Below are 20387 nucleotides of genomic sequence, written 5' to 3'. Positions count from 1 at the left end.
TCCGGGTCACCGCCGCACCGGTCTGCCCTGCCCGACTGCCGCGCGCCGGCCCCGGTCCGGGCGCGCGACGAGCTCGTGCCCGGACCGGAGGCCGGCCGTGGTCGGGTGTTGGTGGGTCAGAAGGGCGGTGGATCGTGCGCCGGGTCGTACGGCGGGCTCTCCGGCGATGGCGGTCCGGGATCCGGTCGTGGGTCGGGTGCCCGGACGCGCATGCCCGGTGGTCGGGTCGTCCGCGTGACCCCGCTGGGGGTGGTGACGGTGAGCATCCCATCGGCGGTCATGGCGAACCGCCAGCCCTGGGCGAAGGTCTTGAGCCGGTGATGCGACCGGCACAGGCAGCAGAGGTTGGTGCAGTCGGTGCGTCCGCCGCAGGAGTGGGCGAGGACGTGGTCCAGATCGGCCCAGCCGACCCGTTGCCCGCAGTTGGGGAACCGGCAGCGCCGGTCGCGGGTGGTGACGAAGGCGCGCTGCTTGGCGGTCGGCTGGTAGGCGCTGGTCTCCGGCGGCGGCCCGAGGACCGCGCACCCACACGCGGTGTCCGGGTGGTCGGGGCAACCGCGCTTGACCAGCCGCTCCAACTCCGCCGCGGTGACGGTGGCCAGCAGTTCCCCGTCCGGCCCGGTGATGGCGAACGACAGCGACCCACCCTCCGGCGCGGTCAGCCCCAGCGCGCCCACTCGGGCCAGCAGCTCGCGGAGGTGCGCGGCGGTGATCACCAACCCGTTCACGTCACCCGGCCGCGACGAACGGTCTTCCAGCGCAGTGAGGTCGGCGGTGACCGTCACGTTCACCCGCACGTTCGCGTATCCGCTGCCGTCCAGTTGCCGGCGGACCGCGGTGAAGACCTCGGTGCGGATGACCCCGATCGGCCGGCGGTCCCCGGCCCGTTTCGCGAGTTGAGCGAGGTCGTCGATGATCGCGTACTCGACCACCGCCTCCTCGGTCGGCAGGTCCGCCACCAGCTGGGTCCGCCCGTCCAACGGTGAGGGACGCAGCGTCACGTCCGCCGTCTCGGCGGCCCGCTTCCGCCGTTCCGCCGCCGAGACCGGATCGAGCTCTTGCAGCAGCGCGGTCGCGCGCTTGGTCAGCGTGTACGCGGACAGGCTGCTGGCCTGCGGAAGGAGAACTGCCTCGACCCGTGCTGCGGTCTCGGGAGTGGCGTGCTCGAGGACCTCCGCCAGCACGACCGCCCGCCGCTCGTCCAGCTCTCCGCGCTGCAGCAGCGCGAACGTCGCCGGCAGTTTGTCGCGCCAGGTCAATGCGTGCGCGAGCCGGTGCGCGGCGGTGCCCCGGCCGACGTTCAAGACCATGGACAGCTCGGCGGTGAAGAACTCGCTCACGCCCTCGGCTGCTTCGGGCAGCCACCCGGGCCGCCGGGCACCCGGGTGATCGGGCGGTGGATCGGCCGACGCGGGCCGCTGCCCGGCCAGCTGCAGCACCAGGTCCGCCTCGTAGGCGGTGTCCCGGGCGCGGCGGGCCTGCAGCCGCTGCAACTCAACGGCCGCCTCGTCCGGCGACAACCACGCGGCCGGCAGCCGCGACGGCTCGACCGGATGGTCGACCACCCAGTCGACGAGCACACCCTCGAGAGTGCTCACCCCCGCCGTCCGCGTCATACCTGGAACCTACGGACAGGGTCTGACAGTTTCCGCAGCTCAGGGCATACATCGGGGCAGGCGATCGAGACATCGGCGGAAGCGCCCGGCACGTGGTCGACGGTCACCAGCAGCCGGGGAGTTCCGGCGCGCGAGGCGGTCGACGTCGTGCCTGCAAGCCACGAGCAGGGTCTGACAGTCCCCGCACCTCAGACCCCCGACGCCTCTCCTCGGCTCTCCCCGGTGCGGGCGGGTGTCTCGGGCGAGGGACCGGTGGCCCGGGCGGCAGGGTGGTGCCGCACGTCAGTCCCGGCGGCCGGCGTCCACGAGCTTCATCACCACGACGCCCTCCTCGTCGCAGGCCTCCAGGTCGACCTCCACGTCGAAGCCCCAGTCGTGGTCCCCGGCCGGGTCGTCGAGGATCTGCCGCACCCGCCAGACCCCCGGCTCGCTCTTGTCGACGATGAGCAGCGCCGGGCCGCGGGCGTCCGCGCCGGTGCCCAGCTCCGCGTGCTCGGCGAAGTACGCCTGCACCACCTCGGCCCACCGGTCGGCGTCCCAGGCCGAGCCCTGGTCGAGCTGGCCCAGGTCGTACCAGCGCCGCCGGGCGAACAGCTCGACCCGGCGGAACAGCGCGTTGCGCACCATCGCGGTGAACGCCCGCTCGTTGCCGGTCAGCGGCCGCGGCCGGGTGGGGACGGCGACCGGCTCGTCCAGTGGCTGGTCCGCGCTGGTCAGCTGCTCCCACTCGTCCAGCAGCGAGGAGTCGACCTGGCGCACCAGCTCGCCGAGCCACTCGACCAGGTCGGTGACCTCCTCGGTGCGCGCGTCGGCGGGCACGCCCGACCGCAGCGCCTTGAACGCGTCGGAGAGGTACCGCAGCACCGCGCCCTCCGCGCGCGTGAGCCCGTAGCTGTTGACCAGCTCCCGGAACGTCATCGCGTTCTCCCACATGTCCCGGACCACGGACTTCGGGGAGAGGTGCGCGTCGCGCGCCCACGGGTTGCTGGAGGCGTAGACCTCGAACGCGTGCTCGAGCAGCTCGGCCAGCGGCTTCGGGTAGCTGATCTCCTCGAGCAGCTCCATCCGCTCCTCGTACTCGATGCCCTCGGCCTTCATCTGCGCGACGGCCTCGCCGCGCGCCTTGTTCAGCTGGGCGGAGAGGATCTGCCGGGGGTCGTCGAGGGTCGCCTCGATGACGCTGACGACGTCCAGGGCGTAGGTGTCGGACTCCCGGTCGAGCAGCTCGATCGCGGCCAGGGCGAAAGTTGACAGCGTCTGGTTGAGCTGGAAGTCGCCGGGCAGGTCGACGGTCAGCCGGTAGCGCCGGCCGTCCGCCTCGGGCTCGGGCAGCCGCTCGAGCACCCCCGCCTGCACCAGCGAGCGGGCGATGCCGATCGCCTCCCGCACGTGCCGGCGCTGCCGTGCCCGCGGCTCGTGGTTGTCGGTGAGCAGGTGGCGCATCGCGGCGAAGGGGTCGCCGGGGCGCGCGACGACGTTGAGCAGCATCCCGACCGACACCCGGAAGTGGCTGGTCAGTGGCTCGGGCTCGCCGTCGATGAGGCGCTGCATGGTCGCCTCGCTCCACGGGACCATGCCCTCGGGCGCCTTCTTGCGCACCAGCTTGCGGCGCTTCTTCGGGTCGTCGGCGACCTTGGCGAACTGCTTGAGGTTCTCGACCTCGTGCTCGGGCGCCTGGACGACGACCGTGCCGGCGGTGTCGAACCCGGCCCGCCCCGCCCGGCCGGCGATCTGGTGGAACTCGCGCACGGTGAGCATCCGCATCCGGGTGCCGTCGTACTTCGACAGCGCGGAGAAGACCACCGTCCGGATCGGCACGTTGATGCCCACCCCGAGGGTGTCGGTGCCGCAGATGACCTTGAGCAGCCCGGCCTGGGCCAGCTGCTCGACCAGCCGCCGGTACTTCGGCAGCATCCCCGCGTGGTGGACGCCGATGCCGTGCCGCACCAGCCGCGACAGCGTCGTCCCGAAGGCCGAGGAGAACCGGAAGCCGCCGATCATGTCGGCGATCGCCTGCTTCTCCTCCTTGGTCGACACGTTGACGCTCATCAGCGCCTGCGCCCGCTCGAGCGCCTGGGCCTGGGTGAAGTGGACGACGTACACCGGCGCCTGCTTCGTCGACAGCAGTTCGTCGATGGTCTCGTGCACCGGCGTCGTCGCGTAGTAGAAGTGCAGCGGCACCGGGCGCTCGGCGCCGGCGACCAGCGCGGTGGGCCGGCCGGTGCGGCGGGTGAGGTCCTCCCGCAGGGACGTCGTGTCGCCCAGCGTCGCGCTCATCAGGAGGAACTGCGCGTTCGGCAGCTCCAGCAGCGGCACCTGCCACGCCCAGCCGCGGTCGGGGTCGCCGTAGAAGTGGAACTCGTCCATGACGACCAGGCCGATGTCGGCGTCGGCGCCCTCGCGGAGCGCGATGTTGGCCAGCACCTCGGCGGTGCACGCGATGATCGGGGCGTCCGCGTTGACGCTCGCGTCGCCGGTGAGCATGCCGACGTTCTCGGCGCCGAACACCCCGCACAGCGCGAAGAACTTCTCGCTGACCAGGGCCTTGATCGGTGCCGTGTAGAAGCTCACCCGGTCGGCGGCCAGCGCCGCGTACTGCGCACCGGTGGCCACCAGCGACTTGCCCGACCCGGTCGGCGTCGCCAGCACCACGTTGGCCCCGCTGACCAGCTCGATCAGCGCCTCCTCCTGGTGCGGGTACAGCGGCGTCCCGCCCGACTCGGCCCACTCGGCGAACGACGTGAACAGCGCGTCGGGGTCGCCGGCGAGCGCCTGCAGGGCCGAGACGTCGTCGGGGTCGGCGACCAGCGCGGGGGTGCCGGGCGAGGGCAGCGCGGCGGCAGGGGAGTCGGCGGCGAGACCGGCGGGGAGGTCGACGGCGGCCGGGCCGGCGTCGGCGGAGGAGAGCGTCATCGTGGGCAACAGCGTGCCCGACGCCGCGGACCTTCCCGCACCGGCCGCCGGATCCCGGGGTCCGCCGGCGTGATCACGTTCGGGTAACGAGGCCTGTCCCGGCGCATGAGGTGAACCGATGACGGTAAGAAGGTGAACAACAGGTGAACGAAAGGTGGCTGCAGCATGCGTTCGAACGACTGTCCCGAGTGCCGGTGGGTGTCCGTGGTCGACGAGGCGGGTCGTCGCCGACTCGAGATGCGCTGGCAGACCAGCGCGCCCGTGGCCGCGCTGCGCACGGCGGCCGACGAGGTCTCCCGCGCCGCCTGACCCCGGCCCCGGCCACCCGGCCCGGGCGGTAGGAGAGGTGCACACCGTCGTGCGCCTCTCCCACCGCCCGGGCCGTGTGCTGTCCGGTGACAGGTGCAGGGCGGGGGCGGGGAGGGCGGGTTCCGGACGGCGGACTCCGGGTAGGCGGACGGCGACGCGGCACCGGCCGGCCAGGAGCCGGCGGCGTGAGCAGAGCGCCCGCGGTGCCGCCGCCCGTCGAACCAGAGAGGTGGACACCCGTGTCCTCACCGCGTCCCGAGTCCCAGCCCGAGCAGCAGCAGACCCCGCCCGGCACGCTCGGCGAGATGACCCCGAAGCCCGACCACGGCGAGGAGAGCTACCAGGGCTCGGGCAAGCTCACCGGCAAGCGGGCGGTCATCACCGGCGGCGACAGCGGCATCGGCCGCGCGGTCGCGATCGCCTTCGCCCGCGAGGGTGCCGACGTCCTCATCGCCTACCTCGACGAGCACGAGGACGCCCAGGACACCGCCACGTACGTCGAGCAGGCCGGCCGCACGTGCGTGCTCGTGCCGGGCGACCTGTCCGACCGGGCCCACCAGAAGACGATCATCCCCAAGGCGGTGGAGGAGCTCGGGGGCATCGACATCCTGGTCAACAACGCCGCGTTCCAGATGGTCCACGAGTCGCTCGACGAGATCAGCGACGACGAGTGGGACCACACCGTGGCCACCAACCTCACCGCGATGTTCACGCTGTGCCGGGACGCCGTCCCGCACATGCGGCCGGGCTCGGCGATCATCAACTCGTCGTCGGTGAACTCCGACATGCCCAAGCCCACCCTCGCGCCGTACGCGATGACCAAGGCGGGCATCGCGAACTTCACCGCGAGCCTCGCCCAGCTGCTGGGCGAGAAGGGGATCCGCGCGAACAGCGTCGCCCCGGGCCCGGTCTGGACGCCGCTGATCCCCTCGACCATGCCGCCGGAGATGGTCGCCAGCTTCGGCAGCGAGACGCCGCTGGGCCGGGCCGCGCAGCCGGCGGAGCTGGCACCGGTCTACGTGCTGCTCGCCAGCGACGAGGCCAGCTACGTCTCGGGTGCCCGCGTCGCGGTCACCGGCGGGAACCCGATCCTCTGACCGGGAGCGGTCGAGTGGTCTTCGTCTGGGGTTGGGGCAACGGCCCGCGGCGGCGTCGCGGGTACGGGCCGCCGCCGGGCTACGGGCGCGGGTACGGGCCCGGCTACGGCCGGGGCTACGGCCCGCCGCCGGGGTACTACGGCCGCGGTGGCGGCGGCGGTGACTCCTGCCTGCGCAACCTGCTCTTCTTCAACGCCGGGTGCTGCCTGGCGGAGTCGCTGGGCTGCGGTGTCGACCTGCTGCTGATCGCGCCGCACACGATGCGGTCGGTGCGCTCGGCCGGGCCGCGGCGCCGGGTGGCCGACCGGCTGGTCGCCGCGATCCGGGTGTACCAGCGGGAGATCAGCCCGCGCCGGGACTCCTGCTGCCACTTCACGCCGAGCTGCTCGGCCTACGGGGCGGAGGCGATCGAGCGGCACGGGGCGCTGCGGGGCAGCTGGCTCACGGCCCGGCGGTTGCTGCGGTGCCGGCCCGGCGGCCGGCGCGGCGCGGACCCGGTCCCCGCCTGAAGCGGAGTGCGGGGAGCGGGGCGACCCCGTTCCCCGCGCTCCGTCAGCGGCGGCGGTCGGCCGCCACGAACGCGATGGCGGCGGCGAACGGGGCCACGCCGGACAGCAGGGTCATGCCCAGCGCGTCGCCGGTGGTGGCCGGGGCGCCGGAGGCGAGCAGCGCCCAGCCGACCGCCAGCAGCGGCAGCGTCACCACGCCCGTGCCCAGCGCAGCGCGGACCCGGGCGGCCCGCCCGTCGGTGCGGGCCAGCAGCCCGGCCAGCACGGCGGGCACCAGCGGGACCAGGCAGCGCGCCGCCAGCGCGCCCGGGCGCTCGTCGCTGCCCGCGTAGGAGGCCAGCGACAGCGCGGCGGTCACCGAGACCACCGCGGACCCGGCGACCACCAGCCACCAGACCCGGACGGCGGCCGACGAGCCGAGCACGTCGTCCGGGCGCACCAGCCGGCCGGCGGCCCACACGCAGACCGCGGCGCACAGCAGCAGGAACGTCAGCAGCGACTGCGGCACCGCCGTCACGCCGCCGCCCGCGCGGGTCGGCAGCTGCCAGGCCTGGCTGCCCAGCAGCGCGAGCAGCACGGTCAGCCCGGCGGTGACGGGCACCAGCAACCGCGCGCCGGTGGGCTCCCGGCGCGGCGGGGCGAGGGCGTCGTCCAGCCGGGCGGCCTCGGCGGCGAGCTCGGCCCACCGGCCGGTGAGCGGGGCGGCGTCGTCGACGGGGAGGGGCGCCACCCGGTTGTCCCGGAACTCGACGACGTCGGGGACCGGCTGCAGGTGGGTTCCGTCGCGGCTCGTCACGGGCCGAGCGTCACACGCAGTGACCGGCGCAGCGACCCGAGCGGGCGGCCTTCACCGCACCGGGCGACAGCGCGACCACCGGACCGGTGACGGACGGCTGCCGGCCGGGACCAGCGTCACCCGACCGGGCGGGGGCCCGGGGCGGCGCGCGAGTTCAGCGGCACGGTGAGCGCGAGCGCCACGGCCACCGGCGCTGCACCGAAGACGAGGGCGGGCCACAGCGATCCCAGCGCTGCGGGCCAGAAGCCGTCCGCGGCGTGGTACAGCGACCAGCCCAGCGCGAGCACCGGCACCCCGACGACCGCCGTGCCGAGCCCGGCGCGCAGCTGCTCCGCGCGGCCACGGGGGATCGCGACCAGTGCCACCACCAGCGCGGGCAGGAAGGTGAAGAACCCGTCGAACACCGGGATGATCGGCCCGAAGTCCGGGTCGGCCCCGAGCGCGGCGAAGTACAGGTCGTTCCACACGTGGGCGCCGACCGCCACCAGCGCCAGCACGCACCAGACCACGGCGACCGCGCGGCCCAGCCGCTCCGGCCGGGTCAGCGCGGCGGCCGTGGCCAGGCACACCAGGGCGGTGGCGACGACCGCCACGGCCAGGCCCGCCGGGACGTCGGCCACCTGCCAGCCGGACAGCGACCGTCGCGGCGCCGGCCAACCGAGACCGCCGACGACCGCGGCCAGCACGGTGAGCACGGCGGTCGCGGCTCCGAGCAGGAGCACCCGGGTGCGGGCGGGGAGGTCCATGCGCCGCAGCGTGGCAGGCCCGGCCCGCGGGATGTCGGTGGCCACGCCCGGACCTCCCCAGGGAGGATGAGCCCCGTGCCCGGGGACGACGCGTTCGGTGACCTGCCGGTGGCCGGCGCCCTCGTCGTCCCGGCGGCCGCGCTGGCGTGGCGGTTCTCCCGCTCGTCGGGGCCCGGCGGGCAGGGGGTGAACACCGCCGACTCCCGGGTGGAGCTGTCGGTGGCGCCGCTGTCGCTGCCCGGTCTCACCGACGTGCAGCGGGCCCGGCTGGTCGAGCGGCTCGGCGACCGGCTGGTCGACGGCCTGCTGACGGTGACCGCCAGCGAGCACCGCCAGCAGCTGCGCAACCGGGAGGCCGCCCGGGCGCGGCTGGCCGCGGTGCTGCGGGCCGCCCTCGCCCCGCCCGCACCGGTCCGCCGGAAGACCCGCCCCACCCGCGGCTCGCAGGAGCGGCGGATCCAGGCCAAGAAGCAGCGCGGGGAGACCAAGCGGATGCGGCGCTCCTGGGACTGATCCCGGCTCAGACCCGGTGCACGGGGTCCAGCCGGCCGCGCAGCCAGGCGATCGCCGTCCGGCTGCCGGCGAGCTCCACCCGGCCCGCGGGCGTCGTCACCACGACGGCGTGCGTCGCGTCCGGCAGCAGCCGCAGCCCCTCGACGAACCCGACCCGGCGCTCGGCGGGCGCGACGAACGTGACCGGCAGCCCTGCCTGCGCCGGGGAGTCGGACGCCCGCTGCAGCACCAGCCGGTCCGCCCGGGCGACCGCGCGGCCGGTGCGCCACCGGAGCGGCAGGCCGGGGACCCCGTCGTCCAGCGCCCGCAGCGACACCGGCACCCGCCCCTCCCGCAGGCCGCGGGCGGCGACCCGGCGGCGGACCCGGGGCACCAGGACGGCGTTGAGCGCGACGGCTGCGGCGATCCACGCCAGCCACCACCACCAGCTCACGCGCGCAGTCTCGCAGCCGGCGGCCCCCGCGGGCTCCACCGTGGCGGGCCCGCCGCACCCCGGCGTCCGTGCAGCGGCCGCGCCCTCACAGCAGCGCAGCCGGGACGGTGCGGACGACGGAACCGGACCTTGACGCCGACGCCGCGGTCCGGAAACCGCGGGACCGGAACCTCGAGCCATGCCCGCCGCTGCGTCGCCCGCCGTGGACCGGCCGGGACCCGGCACGCGCACCACCGCCACCCACTGCCCGTACTGCTCGCTGCAGTGCGGCGTGACGATGACCGCCGGGGACCGCCCCGCCACCCTGGTCCCGGCCGACTTCCCGACCAACCGGGGTGGCCTGTGCTCCAAGGGGTGGTCGGCACCCGAGCTGCTGGACCACCCTGAGCGGCTGACGCGACCGCTGGTCCGGGCCGACCCGGCCGACCGGACCAGCCCCCTGGTGGAGAGCAGCTGGGACGTCGCCCTGGACCGGGTCGTCGCGGCCGTCCGGCGCACCCAGGCGGAGCACGGTCGGGACGCCGTCGGCTGCTTCGGCGGCGGCGGGCTCACCAACGAGCAGGCCTACCAGTTCGGCAAGTTCGCCCGGGTCGCGCTGCGCACCAGCGCCATCGACTACAACGGCCGGTTCTGCATGTCCTCGGCCGCCGGCGCCGCCGTCCGGACCTTCGGCATCGACCGGGGCATGCCGTTCCCGCTCGGCGACATCGCCGCGGCCGACGTCGTGGTGCTCGTGGGCAGCAACCCGGCCGACACCATGCCCCCGGCGATGCAGTACTTCGACGCGGGCCGGGAACGGGGCGGCGAGCACATCGTCGTCGACCCGCGGCGGACCAGCACCGCCCGCAACGCGGCCCTGCACGTGCAGCCGCTGCCCGGCAGCGACCTCGCGCTGGCCAACGGCCTGCTGCACATCGCGCTGGCCGAGGGCCTGGTGGACACCGGCTACGTCGAGGCCCGCACCACCGGGTTCGCCGACGTCCGGGCCGGGGTCGCCGGGTACTGGCCGGACCGGGTGGAGCGGCTGACCGGCGTCCCCGTCGAGCAGCAGCGGCGGATCGTCTCAGCCCTCGCCCGCGCCGAACGGGCGATCGTCCTCACCGCGCGCGGCGCCGAGCAGCACCGCAGCGGCACCGACACCGCTCAGGCCTGGATCAACCTCGCCCTCGCGCTCGGGCTGCCCGGACGGCCGGGCAGCGGCTGGGCCACCGTCACCGGCCAGGGCAACGGCCAGGGCGGCCGCGAGCACGGTCAGAAGGCCGACCAGCTGCCCGGGTACCGGAAGATCACCGACCCGGCCGCCCGGGCGCACGTCGCGGGGGTCTGGGGCATCGACCCCGACGACCTGCCCGGCCCGGGCCGCAGCGCCTTCGAGCTGCTGGACTCCCTCGGCACCCGGGGCGGCGTCCGCACGCTGCTGGTGCTGGCCTCCAACGTCGCCGTCTCCGCCCCGGACGCCCGCCGGGTGATCAGCCGGCTGCGCGACCTGGACTTCCTCGCGGTCAGCGACTTCTTCCTCTCCGAGACCGCCGAGCTCGCCGACGTGGTGCTGCCCAGCGCCATGTGGGCGGAGGAGGAGGGGACGATGACCAACCTCGAGGGCCGGGTGATCCGCCGGCGCAAGGCGATGGACCCGCCGGACGGTGTCCGCGACGACCTGCAGCTGCTCGCCGAGCTCGCCGGGCGGCTCGGGGTGGCCGGGTTCAGCGGGAACGCCGAGACGGTCTTCACCGAACTCGGCCGGGCCACCGCCGGCGGCACCGCCGACTACTCCGGCATCACCTACCGGCGGATCGACGAGGAGCAGGGGCTGTTCTGGCCGGTCCCCTCGGCCGACCACCCGGGCACCCCCCGGCTCTTCGCCGACCGGTTCGCCACCCCCGACGGCCGGGCCCGGTTCACCCGCGTCGAGCACGTGCCGGCGCACGAGGAGCCCGACGACCAGTTCCCCTACGTGCTCACCACCGGCCGGGTGCTCGCGCAGTACCAGTCCGGCACCCAGACCCGCCGCTCCCGGAGCCTGCAGCTGATCGCCCCCACCCCGCGGGCCGAGCTGCACCCCGACCTGGCCCGCGCCCTCGGCATCGCCCAGGACGACGTGGTGGAGCTGTCCACCCGGCGCGGCCGGGCCCGCTTCCACGCCCAGCTCACCGACGCCGTCCGGCCCGACGTCGTCTTCGCGCCGTTCCACTGGGGCGGCGGCTCCAGCGCCAACGCCCTCACCGACCCCGCTCTCGACCCGACCAGCCGGATGCCCGCGTTCAAGGCCTGCGCCGTCGCCGTCCGACGGGTCGGCGGCCCCGAGGAGCGCATCCCCGCCCCGGAGCCCGCCACGCAGCCGCGACCCCGGGGCCACCAGCAGCCCACGGCCCGCAGCCCGCACCCCCCGTCCCGGAGGAGGACCACCAGCGTGAAGAGCACCCCGCGCTTCCTGCACGGCGTCTACCCGATCACCGGCGAGGGGCTGGGCAAGCCCGGCCCGCTCGACCCGGCGCTGCGCTACCAGGTACCGGCGGGCCGGACCGCCCAGGCGCTGTACTTCCGCGGCGGCAACTCCACCGACGAGCTGGTCTACCTGCTGCTGGTGCGCGACGGCGAGCCGATGCGCTGGTTCCCGATCGGCGCGAAGGGCGACTGCCACGTGCCGCTGCGGGTGGTCGAGGACCTCGACGGCGGCACCGTCGTCGAGCTGCACGCCGCCGCGCCGCTCGGCGTCACCGGCGAGGTCGTCGTCGACCTGGGTCTGGTGGAGGTCTGATGACCGCTGTGCTGGGTGGGCGCGCCCAAGGCGTCAGCACGCTGCACTTCGCGATGGACGACGCCGACGGGATCGACACCCGCCAGCGCCTGGTCGTCATCGGCAACGGGATGGCCGGGGCACGGGTGGTCGAGGAGGTCCTCGAGCGCGGCGGCGGCGAGCAGTTCGCGATCACCGTGTTCGGCGAGGAGCCGCACGGCAACTACAACCGGATCATGCTCAGCCACGTGCTGGCCGGCGAGGAGCACGAGGACGACATCGTGCTCAACAGCCACGACTGGTACGCCGACAACGGCGTCGTGCTGCGGGCCGGCGTGCGGGTGCACCGGGTCGACACCCACGCCAAGGTCGTGCACGCCGCCGACGGGACGACGACGCCCTACGACCAGCTGGTGATCGCCACCGGCAGCCGGTCGTTCATCCCGCCGATGACCGGGCTGTACCGGGGTCCGGCCGGCGCCACCGACGGCGAGCAGCTGCTCCCCGGCGTCTTCGGGTTCCGCACCATCGACGACACCCGGGCGATGCTCGCAGCGGCCGCCGAGCACGAGAAGGCGGTCGTCGTCGGCGGCGGGCTGCTGGGCCTGGAGGCCGCCCGCGCGCTGCAGGGCCACGGGCTGGCCGTCGAGGTCGTGCACGCCGGCACCCACCTGATGAACCAGCAGCTCGACCCGGACGGCGGGGCGATCCTGAAGCAGTCGGTCGAGGCGCTGGGCATCGTCGTCCACCTGGCCACCCGCACCACCGAGGTCATCGGGCCCGACCGGGTGCGCGGCGTCGTGCTGGCCGACGGGCGGGCGGTCGACGCGGACATGCTGGTCATCGCCGCGGGCATCCGGCCGGTCACCGAGGTCGCGCTGATGAGCGGCCTGGAGGTCGAGCGCGGCATCGTCGTGGACGACCAGCTGCGCACCGACGACCCCGACGTCTACGCGGTGGGCGAGTGCGCGCAGCACCGCGGCGAGCTCTACGGCCTGGTCGCCCCGGTCTGGGAGCAGGCCCGGGTGCTGGCCGACCTGCTCACCGGCACCGACCCGGCCGCCGAGTACCACGGCTCCCGGACGGCGACCAAGCTCAAGGTCGCCGGGGTGGACGTCGCCACCATGGGGGTCAACCGCCCGGAGCGGGACACCGACGAGTTCCTGGTCATCTCCGAGCCGCGCCGGGGCGTGCACCTGAGCGTCGTCGTCCGCGACGACAAGCTCATCGGCGCCACGCTGCTCGGCGACACCCGCAAGGTCGCCTACCTCACGCAGGCCTTCGACCGCGGCACCCCGCTGCCCGAGCAGCGGATCAAGCTGCTGGTCGACCTCTCCGACGGCGACGCCGAGGTGGGCGTGGCCGAGCTGCCGCACGACTCGCAGGTCTGCAACTGCAACGGCGTCACCAAGGGCGCCATCTGCGACGCGGTGGCCGGTGGCTGCGGCAGCGTCGGAGCCGTCATGGACAGGACGCGGGCCGGCAGGGGCTGCGGGTCCTGCAAGGGGTTGGTCCAGCAGGTCGTGGAGTGGGCCGCGGACGGCGACGTCGTCGAGGACCCCACCGCCGGCTGGTACGTGCCCGGCATCCCACTGGCCAAGCCCGAGCTGATGGCCGCCATCCGCGAGCAGGGCCTGCTCAGCGTCTCCGCCGTCTTCGCCGCGCTCGCCCCCGGCGGGCAGGAGGACGCCAGGTCCAAGATGGCGCTGACCTCGCTGCTGAAGATGATCTGGGGCGCGCAGCACGTCCGGGAGAACGACGCGACGTTCATCAACGACCGGGTGCACGGCAACATCCAGCGCGACGGCACCTTCTCCGTCGTCCCGCAGATGAAGGGCGGGGTCACCACCCCGGCCCAGCTGAAGAAGATCGCCGAGGTGGCCGAGAAGTACGAGGTCCCGATGGTCAAGATCACCGGCGGTCAGCGGATCGACCTGCTCGGCGTCCGCAAGGAGGACCTGCCGGCGGTGTGGGACGACCTGGGCATGCCGTCCGGGTACGCCTACGGCAAGAGCTTCCGCACCGTGAAGACCTGCGTGGGCAGTGACTTCTGCCGCTTCGGCCTCGGCGACTCCACGCAGCTGGGCATCGACCTGGAGACCCGCTTCCAAGGCATCGAGAGCCCGGCGAAGATGAAGCTCGCCGTCGTCGGGTGCCCGCGCAACTGCGCCGAGGCGTACGTGAAGGACGTGGGCGTCGTCGCGGTCGGCAACGGCAGGTGGGAGGTGTACGTCGGCGGTGCGGCCGGGGCCTCGGTGCGCAAGGGCGACCTGCTGGCCACCGTCGACACCCCGGAGGCGGTGATGGAGCTGGCGGGGCGGTTCATGCAGTACTACCGCGAGAACGCCAACTGGCTCGAGCGCACCTACGACTTCGTGCCCCGGGTCGGGCTGGAGAGGATCAAGGCGGTGCTGCTGCAGGACAGCGAGGGCATCTGCGCGCAGCTCGACGAGAACATGCAGCAGTCGATCGACGCCTACACCGACCCGTGGGGCCAGGACGGCAGGGCACCGGCGACGCCGGGCCAGTTCCGGCCCGCGCTGCCGCTGGTCGAGCTGCCGCTGGTGCCGGTCCGATGAGCGTCGCGCAGAGCGAGGCGGCCGGCCTGTTCGGCACCCGGCCGGTCCCCGCCGGCACCCCGCACGTCGTCGGCCGGGTCGAGGAGGTGCCCCCGGGCGAGGGCCGGGCCTTCGTGGTCGACGGTGTCCAGATCGCGGTGTTCCGGTTGCGCGACGGGTCGCTGCACGCCACCCAGGCGGCCTGCCCGCACGCCGGCGGTCCGCTGGCCGACGGGCAGACCGATGCGCGGGTGCTGGTCTGCCCGCTGCACCTGCGGGCCTACCGCTGGTCCGACGGTGCCTCCACCAGCGGGGCAGCGCCGGTGACCGTGTACCCGGTGCACGCCGCCGACGGCGACCTCGTCGTCACCGTCTGAGCCGCTCGCCGGTCCGGGTGACCGGTCAGGGTCACCCGTCGACGTCGATGTCCGCCGGCAGGTCGCCGAGGACCGCGTGACCGTCGGGCAGCACCGCCTCGACCTCCGCGACCGGGCCGGGGGAGCGGATCACGGCCACGCCGTCCACCGCCGGCTGCTCACCGAGCTGCGCGCCGGCGACGTCCCGCAGGCGCACCGAACCGGTCGCCGGCGGGCCGATCACCACCAGGAACCGGGAGAGCTCCCGGTCGGCGGCGCCGTCGCTGAGGTCGCAGCGCACCGCGACCACCCGGTCGGCGAGCGGCTCGCCGGGGCCGATCGTGCCGGTGACGCAGAACGAGCTGCCCGAGCGCCCCGACAGGTCGGCGGCGTACCCGTAGGGCGCCGTCACCACGAACGCCCCCGACGGCCGGCGCACCGCCAGCACGGACAAGCGCGCGGGCCGGTCCTGCGGGCCGGGCAGGTCACCGGCCCACAGCTCGGTCACGTCGGCGGTCGGAGCCGACTCGCCGAGCCGGCCCAGCAGGTCGCGCAGCCGCGACTCCGCGGCCGCGTCGCCGGCGGCCGGCGGGGGCGCGGCGCGCAGCCGGGTCACCGGCAGCGGGACGGCGGTCACGTACGCGTCGGTCAGCACGTCCGGCGGCTGCGCCTGGCGGGCGGAGCCGCCGCGCTCGACGCGGACCTGGACGGCGCTCGCCACCACCCCGCGCAGCACCGGCACGGCGGTGCGGGTCACCCCGCCGTCCGTGCGCACCGACCGGTAGGTGCGGGTCACGGTGCCCCGGTCGTCGACCTCCGGCCGGTCGGACACCTGGAACCGGTCACCGGGCAGGCCGACGACCACCAGGTCCCCGGCCGCCGGCGCGGTGACCGCCAGCGGCTGGGCCGGGTCGGGGTCGATCCGGGCGGCGAACAGCGACAGGTCGTCCGCGTCCGCCCCGCGGGGGCCGACGAACCACGCGGCCGACGCCGGCCGGGCCGCGCTGCCGCCCGCGGTCGCCAGCACCCATCGCCCGCCCGGGCCGTCGCCGGCGTAGACCACGCGGCGGTCGGCCGGCGACGGCGCGCCCAGCGACCCGGCCCAGGAGAACGCCCGCACCGCCCGCAGGAACCCGGCGTCGTCGGCCAGCGAGCCGCGGGGCGGCCCGGCGAACACGGAGGAGGCCGCGGCGGGGGACCCGCCGGTGCCGCCGGTGGGGAAGCGGGGGAGCGCCACGGCGAGCACGGCCACCACGAGCAGGGCGGCCGTCGCGGACACCGCGCGCGCCCGCCGGCGCCGCCGGGCGGCCCCGACCGCGGCCGTCAGCGCGGCGAGCGTGCCGGGCGGCAGGGCCCGGCGCCGGGCGAGCGCGGCCAGCCGGTCGGCCAGCGGGTCGTCGCGGACCGGCAGCGGCGCGGGCACCGTGCCGGGCGGCAGGTAGACCGCGCGCTGCTCCTCCCGGGCCCGGCGGTCCGCCTCGTCGCGGGCGGCGACCGCCGCAGCGAGGCGGTCGACCGCGTCGTGCTGCCCGCCGTGGTGCCCGCCGGGCACCAGGCGCAGGACGGCGGCCGCCCGGTCGGCGGGGGAGAGGTCGGCCAGCGCGGCGGCGAGCGGGGCGTCGTCGGCCGGGTGCAGCAGGTCGGGTGCCGCGGCGGCGGCCGGGGGTGGCGGGGCCGCGTGGGCGGCGGCGACCAGCCGGTGCAGCGCCGTCCGCCGGTCGCGCACCGCGCCCCGGCCGCGGAGCGCGGCGGCCAGCAGCACGGTCGCGTCGCCGGGGTCGTCGGTCAGCAGGACGGCGACCGGCTCCACCGCGGGCAGCACCCGCCGGACGGCCGCGGCGGTGCGACCGGGGAGCTCGGCCTCCTCCGGCTCACGAGGTGCGCGGCGGGTGTCCACGGCGGGCCGGACCCGGGTCAGCCGGGCTGCTCGGCCAGGTCGGCGAGGGCGGCGGCGACGTCCTCGTCGCGGACGAAGTCCAGCGCCAGCAGCCGGTGCACCAGCACCCCGCGGCGGGTCAGCCGCAGGTCGGCCGGGCGCAGCCGCGGCCGGGCGGTCCCGCCGGGCCGCTGCGGCGGGGCCGGCGGCGGGTCGAGCAGGCCGGCCCGCTGCAGATCGGCGACGTCCTCGCGGGCACCCCAGGCGCGCCACGGGCGGGGATCGTCGTCCAGCGGGCCCAGCGGGAGCGGCGCGCGGTCGCGTCGCCCGACGGCGGCCAGCAGCACCAGCTGCCGCCAGCTGCACGACCCGGCCAGCTGCAGGGCCCGCTCGGCGAGGTGCACGTCGATGTCGGGGGAGACCGCGACCTCGGCGACCAGGTAGCCCAGGTGCCGCACGCGGCGCTCCTCGGGCGTGGCCCGCGCGGCGAGGACGGCGGACTCGACCAGCCGCTCGGCCGCCGAGCGGGTACCGCTGGTGACGCCGAAGAACCCGTCGGTGCGCACGGTGCGGCCCTGGTGGTTGCGGGTGACGGCGAGCTCGGCGGCGAACGCCAGCGCGGCGCCGGCCCGGGCGCGTTCCCAGGTGAGCACCAGGTGGGCGGCGCTCGAGGCGGCGTCCCGCAGCACGGCCGCGAGCCGGGCGTCCAGCTGCAGCCGCGACGTGGCGGGGTCGAACAGCAGCCCGGCCACCGCCCGGCTCATCGAGCCGGCCACCAGCTCCCCGGTCTCGACCAGCCCGCGGCCGGGCACCTGCTCCCCGTCGATGTCGTCCCGCACGTGGCGATCATCGACCGAACCGCGCGCCGGTGCACCTGGCGGCGGCGGACCTCACCACAGCGGGGCAGGGGCCGTGAGCGGAACGGAACACGAGTTGCCCGTCCCGCTGATCCCGGGGTAACGCCGGCCTCGCACTGTCGTGGCATGGCTGCTGGCACCGACACGACCGCCCTCCCCGCTCCTCCGCACGCGCCCCCGGGTGCTCGCCGACGAGGCACCTGGATCACCGACTGGCGTCCGGAGGACCCCGGCTTCTGGGACCGGACCGGGCGGCGGACCGCCCGCCGGAACCTCTTCTTCTCCGTGTTCTCCGAGCACGTCGGCTTCTCGATCTGGAGCCTCTGGTCGGTGCTCGTGCTGTTCCTGCCCGAGGCCGTCTACGGCATCGACCCGGCCGGGAAGTTCCTGCTGACCACCCTGCCCACGGCGCTCGGGGCCTTCGTGCGGCTGCCGTACACGTTCGCCGTGGCCCGCTTCGGCGGCCGCAACTGGACGATCATCAGCTCCGCGCTGCTCCTGGTGCCGACCGTCGCCACCGCGATCGTCCTGCGGCCGGGGGTCGACTACGGCACCCTGCTGGCGGTGGCCTGCCTGGCCGGCGTGGGCGGCGGCAACTTCGCCAGCTCGATGACCAACATCAACGCCTTCTTCCCCGACCGGCTCAAGGGCTGGGCCCTCGGGCTGAACGCCGGGGGCGGCAACCTCGGGGTGCCGGTCGTCCAGCTGGTGGGCCTGCTGGTGCTGGCCACCGCGGGCGCCACCCACCCACGCGTCCTGCTGTGGGTCTACGTGCCGCTCATCGTGCTCGCCGCGGTGGGCGCCGCGCTGCTGATGGACAACCTCGCGACGGCGCGCAACCAGCCGCGGGCCATGCGCGACGCCGCTCGCGAGCCGCACTCCTGGGCGATGTCGCTGCTCTACATCGGCACGTTCGGCTCCTTCATCGGTTTCGGCTTCGCGTTCGGCCAGGTGCTGCAGAACCAGTTCGCCGACCACTTCTCCACGCCGCTGTCCGCCGCTGCGCTCACCTGGCTCGGCCCGCTGCTCGGCTCGCTCGTCCGGCCGCTCGGTGGCGGTCTGGCCGACCGGTGGGGCGGTGCGCGGATCACCTGCTGGACCTTCGTGGCGATGGCGCTGGGTGCGGGGGTGGTGCTGACCGCCAGCCGGATCGGGTCCCTGCCGCTGTTCCTGGTCGGCTTCGTGGCCCTGTTCGTGCTCAGCGGCCTGGGCAACGGGTCGACGTACAAGATGATCCCGGCCGTCTTCCGGGCCAGGGCCCGTGACGCGGTGGCGGCCGGGACCGACCCGGTCGAGGCGGACCGGCGGGCACTGCGCCTCTCCGGTGCCCTGATCGGCATCGCCGGAGCGGTCGGCGCCTTCGGCGGGGTGCTGGTGAACCTGGCGTTCCGCCAGTCGTTCCTGGCCAACGGCAGCGGCGACGGCGCCTACGTGGCGTTCATCGTCTTCTACGCGGTCTGCGTCGCGGTCACCTGGGCGGTCTACCTGCGTCCTGGCAGTCGGGCGCGCGGCGTCTGAGCTGCACCGGTCGCGGCCCGGCTCCGGGTCCGAGCGGACTCAGGGGCGCCAGGCCGGCTCGTAGTCGGGGTGGTCGGCGTAGGGCACCGCGAGCAGGGCCAGGGTGACCGCCGCCAGCTGGTGGATGTCCCTGGCCTGCAGCGGCCAGTCGTCCAGCCCGGGCGGGCGGGTGCCCAGGAAGCGCAGGTCCGGTGCTGCGTCCCGGCAGACGAGCACGACCTTCCGCTTGGCGGCGCAGTCGGCCCGCTGCCGCTCGGCGGTCGCGTCGTCGCCGTGCTCCTCGGCGTACGCGGCCGTGGTCCGGGTGTCCTCGGCGATCCGGGCGAGCAGGAAGGCGACCAGGTCCATCACCGGCGGTTCCACCACCCGATCCTCCCACCGCGGGCCCTCCTCACACGGCGAGCCGGTACCCGCGCTTGACCACCGTCTCGACCACCGGGGCGCCCAGCGCCGCGCGCAGCCGGGTCACCGCCATCTCCACCGCGTGCGCGTCGCCGCCGCCGGACAGCTCGGCGAGCAGGTCCGGCCGGGAGACCACGACGCCCGGCCGGCGGGCCAGCGCCCGCAGCACCGCCATCGGCCCGGGCGCCAGCTCCACCAGCCGGCCGTCGAGCAGGGCGGCGTGCCCGCGCACCTGCAGGCGGTGGCCGCTGGCGGAGAGCACCGGGTCGCGCTCGGGCAGCCGGGCGACCACCTCGCGGGCCAGCGCGCCCAGCCGGGCACGGTCGGGCTGCACGGTGCGCACCCCGGCGGCCGCCAGCGGCCCGGCGGTCACCGGGCCGACCGCCACCGGCAGCACGGCGTCGGCGAACGCCGCCAGCACGCCGGCCCGCACGCCCTCGTCGGCCGCGGTCTGCAGCAGGCTCGCCGCCGCCGGTGCGCTGGTGAAGGTCACCGCGTCGACCGACCGGCTCGCCACGGCGTGCACCAGCCGGCGCAGCGGGGCGGTGTCCTCGGGCAGCACCCACCGGTACACCGGCACCGTGAGCACGTCCGCGCCCGCGGCGGCCAGGCCGCTCACCAGGTCCGGCAGCGGGTCGCCGTGCAGCTGGACGGCGATCCGCCGGCCGGCCAGCGGCCCCTCGGCGCCGGACAGCAGGTGCTCGAGCACCTCCGCCGAGCTCTCCGAGGCCGGCGACCAGGCGTCGACGAGCCCGCCGCCGCGGATCGCCCCGCGCGCCTTCGGGCCGCGGGCGAGCACCCGGGCCGCGGTCAGGTGCTCGCGCAGCGGGAGGTCCCAGGCGTCGGCCGCCTCCAGCCAGCCGCGGAAGCCGACGCCCGTCGTCGCGACGACCAGGTCGACCGGCGCCGACAGCACCTCCTTGGTGGCGCTCACCAGGTCGGCGTCGTCGGCCAGCGGGACGATCCGGATGGCCGGCGCGTAGAGCACCCGGGCACCGCGGCGGTCCAGCAGGGCACCGAGCTCCTCCCGGCGGCGCGCGGCGGTCACCGCGACCGTGTAGCCGGCCAGCGGCAGGTCCTCGTCGGCCGTTGCGTCCAGCGGCGTCCCCGTCACCCGCACCATGGTGCGGCAGTCGTGTTCCAACGGTGTG

General features: G+C 75.6%; 17 protein-coding genes. 8 read left to right on the top strand and 9 right to left on the bottom strand.

Going from position 1 to position 20387, the window contains the following annotated elements; translation table 11 throughout:
* Nucleotides 1–116: 116 nt before the first annotated feature.
* A complete protein-coding gene (locus tag AB0J00_RS12040) occupies nt 117–1598 on the bottom strand; it encodes a DUF222 domain-containing protein (protein WP_357744387.1) in 1482 nt (493 codons plus the stop codon).
* Between the two features lie 300 nt (nt 1599–1898).
* Nucleotides 1899–4529, bottom strand: a complete 2631-nt coding sequence (locus AB0J00_RS12035; protein WP_357744385.1) for a DUF3516 domain-containing protein — start codon at nt 4527–4529, stop codon at nt 1899–1901.
* A gap of 165 nt (nt 4530–4694) precedes the next feature.
* On the opposite strand from AB0J00_RS12035, the gene AB0J00_RS12030 reads away from it, so the two are divergent.
* From AB0J00_RS12030 to yidD, 3 genes are all read left to right on the top strand, one after another.
* On the top strand, nt 4695–4838 hold the full coding sequence (locus tag AB0J00_RS12030) for a hypothetical protein (protein WP_357744383.1): 144 nt from the start codon (nt 4695–4697) through the stop codon (nt 4836–4838).
* A gap of 239 nt (nt 4839–5077) precedes the next feature.
* Complete coding sequence (locus tag AB0J00_RS12025) at nt 5078–5935, top strand: SDR family oxidoreductase (protein ID WP_357744381.1); 858 nt, start codon at nt 5078–5080, stop codon at nt 5933–5935.
* A 14-nt stretch (nt 5936–5949) separates the two neighbouring features.
* Nucleotides 5950–6444, top strand: a complete 495-nt coding sequence (gene yidD, locus AB0J00_RS12020; protein ID WP_357744379.1) for a membrane protein insertion efficiency factor YidD — start codon at nt 5950–5952, stop codon at nt 6442–6444.
* A 43-nt stretch (nt 6445–6487) separates the two neighbouring features.
* Here yidD and AB0J00_RS12015 read toward each other — a convergent pair whose 3' ends face one another.
* Both AB0J00_RS12015 and AB0J00_RS12010 read right to left on the bottom strand, forming a co-directional pair.
* Nucleotides 6488–7240, bottom strand: a complete 753-nt coding sequence (locus tag AB0J00_RS12015) for a hypothetical protein (RefSeq protein ID WP_357744377.1) — start codon at nt 7238–7240, stop codon at nt 6488–6490.
* 116 nt (nt 7241–7356) lie between these two features.
* Nucleotides 7357–8031 (bottom strand): hypothetical protein, encoded by a 675-nt coding sequence (locus AB0J00_RS12010; RefSeq protein WP_357744376.1) that lies wholly within the window; start codon nt 8029–8031, stop codon nt 7357–7359.
* 30 nt (nt 8032–8061) lie between these two features.
* Here AB0J00_RS12010 and arfB point away from each other — a divergent pair, with 30 nt between their 5' ends.
* A complete protein-coding gene (arfB, locus tag AB0J00_RS12005) occupies nt 8062–8499 on the top strand; it encodes an alternative ribosome rescue aminoacyl-tRNA hydrolase ArfB (protein WP_357744374.1) in 438 nt (145 codons plus the stop codon).
* 7 nt (nt 8500–8506) lie between these two features.
* Here the strand turns inward: arfB and AB0J00_RS12000 are convergent, their stop codons facing one another.
* Nucleotides 8507–8932 (bottom strand): hypothetical protein, encoded by a 426-nt coding sequence (locus tag AB0J00_RS12000; RefSeq protein WP_357744372.1) that lies wholly within the window; start codon nt 8930–8932, stop codon nt 8507–8509.
* Between the two features lie 178 nt (nt 8933–9110).
* Here AB0J00_RS12000 and AB0J00_RS11995 point away from each other — a divergent pair, with 178 nt between their 5' ends.
* Genes AB0J00_RS11995 through AB0J00_RS11985 form a run of 3 tightly spaced genes read left to right on the top strand, consistent with a single transcriptional unit; the run spans nt 9111 to nt 14604 of the window.
* Entirely contained in the window at nt 9111–11690 is a 2580-nt protein-coding gene (locus AB0J00_RS11995; protein ID WP_357744370.1) for a molybdopterin oxidoreductase family protein, read from the top strand.
* The gene (nirB, locus tag AB0J00_RS11990; RefSeq protein WP_357744368.1) at nt 11690–14248 is read left to right on the top strand and encodes a nitrite reductase large subunit NirB; all 2559 of its coding nucleotides are present in this window, start codon (nt 11690–11692) and stop codon (nt 14246–14248) included. Before AB0J00_RS11995 ends, nirB begins: the two co-directional genes overlap by 1 nt.
* Nucleotides 14245–14604 (top strand): Rieske (2Fe-2S) protein, encoded by a 360-nt coding sequence (locus AB0J00_RS11985; RefSeq protein WP_357744366.1) that lies wholly within the window; start codon nt 14245–14247, stop codon nt 14602–14604. Before nirB ends, AB0J00_RS11985 begins: the two co-directional genes overlap by 4 nt.
* Before the next feature lie 31 nt (nt 14605–14635).
* On the opposite strand, the gene AB0J00_RS11980 is transcribed toward AB0J00_RS11985, so the two are convergent.
* Nucleotides 14636–16480, bottom strand: a complete 1845-nt coding sequence (locus tag AB0J00_RS11980) for a hypothetical protein (protein ID WP_357744364.1) — start codon at nt 16478–16480, stop codon at nt 14636–14638.
* A 17-nt stretch (nt 16481–16497) separates the two neighbouring features.
* Nucleotides 16498–17298, bottom strand: coding sequence for a hypothetical protein (locus AB0J00_RS11975; RefSeq protein WP_357744362.1), 801 nt, complete (start codon nt 17296–17298; stop codon nt 16498–16500).
* Nucleotides 17299–17442: 144 nt separating this feature from the next.
* Between AB0J00_RS11975 and AB0J00_RS11970 the strand changes: the two genes are divergently transcribed.
* A complete protein-coding gene (locus tag AB0J00_RS11970; protein ID WP_357744360.1) occupies nt 17443–18834 on the top strand; it encodes a nitrate/nitrite transporter in 1392 nt (463 codons plus the stop codon).
* 39 nt (nt 18835–18873) lie between these two features.
* On the opposite strand, the gene AB0J00_RS11965 is transcribed toward AB0J00_RS11970, so the two are convergent.
* Together AB0J00_RS11965 and AB0J00_RS11960 are read right to left on the bottom strand one after the other, a co-directional pair.
* The gene (locus AB0J00_RS11965) at nt 18874–19197 is read right to left on the bottom strand and encodes a DUF6221 family protein (RefSeq protein ID WP_357744359.1); all 324 of its coding nucleotides are present in this window, start codon (nt 19195–19197) and stop codon (nt 18874–18876) included.
* Between the two features lie 28 nt (nt 19198–19225).
* Nucleotides 19226–20350: a uroporphyrinogen-III synthase gene (locus AB0J00_RS11960; RefSeq protein ID WP_357744357.1), complete on the bottom strand. Its 1125-nt coding sequence runs from the start codon at nt 20348–20350 to the stop codon at nt 19226–19228.
* Nucleotides 20351–20387 lie beyond the last annotated feature (37 nt).

It is taken from the genome of Modestobacter sp. NPDC049651 (genome assembly GCF_040659695.1).
Taxonomy (GTDB): domain Bacteria; phylum Actinomycetota; class Actinomycetes; order Mycobacteriales; family Geodermatophilaceae; genus Modestobacter.
The sequence above is the reverse complement of the archived record's forward strand: the minus strand, read 5'-3'. Positions and strand labels throughout refer to the sequence as shown.

Coding starts and splice junctions, on each gene's coding strand:
- AB0J00_RS12035 (WP_357744385.1), bottom strand. CDS start 4,529: ATGACGCTCTCCTCCGCCGACGCCGGCCCGGCCGCCGTCGACCTCCCC.
- AB0J00_RS12030 (WP_357744383.1), top strand. CDS start 4,695: ATGCGTTCGAACGACTGTCCCGAGTGCCGGTGGGTGTCCGTGGTCGAC.
- AB0J00_RS11995 (WP_357744370.1), top strand. CDS start 9,111: ATGCCCGCCGCTGCGTCGCCCGCCGTGGACCGGCCGGGACCCGGCACG.
- nirB (WP_357744368.1), top strand. CDS start 11,690: ATGACCGCTGTGCTGGGTGGGCGCGCCCAAGGCGTCAGCACGCTGCAC.
- AB0J00_RS11985 (WP_357744366.1), top strand. CDS start 14,245: ATGAGCGTCGCGCAGAGCGAGGCGGCCGGCCTGTTCGGCACCCGGCCG.
- AB0J00_RS11970 (WP_357744360.1), top strand. CDS start 17,443: ATGGCTGCTGGCACCGACACGACCGCCCTCCCCGCTCCTCCGCACGCG.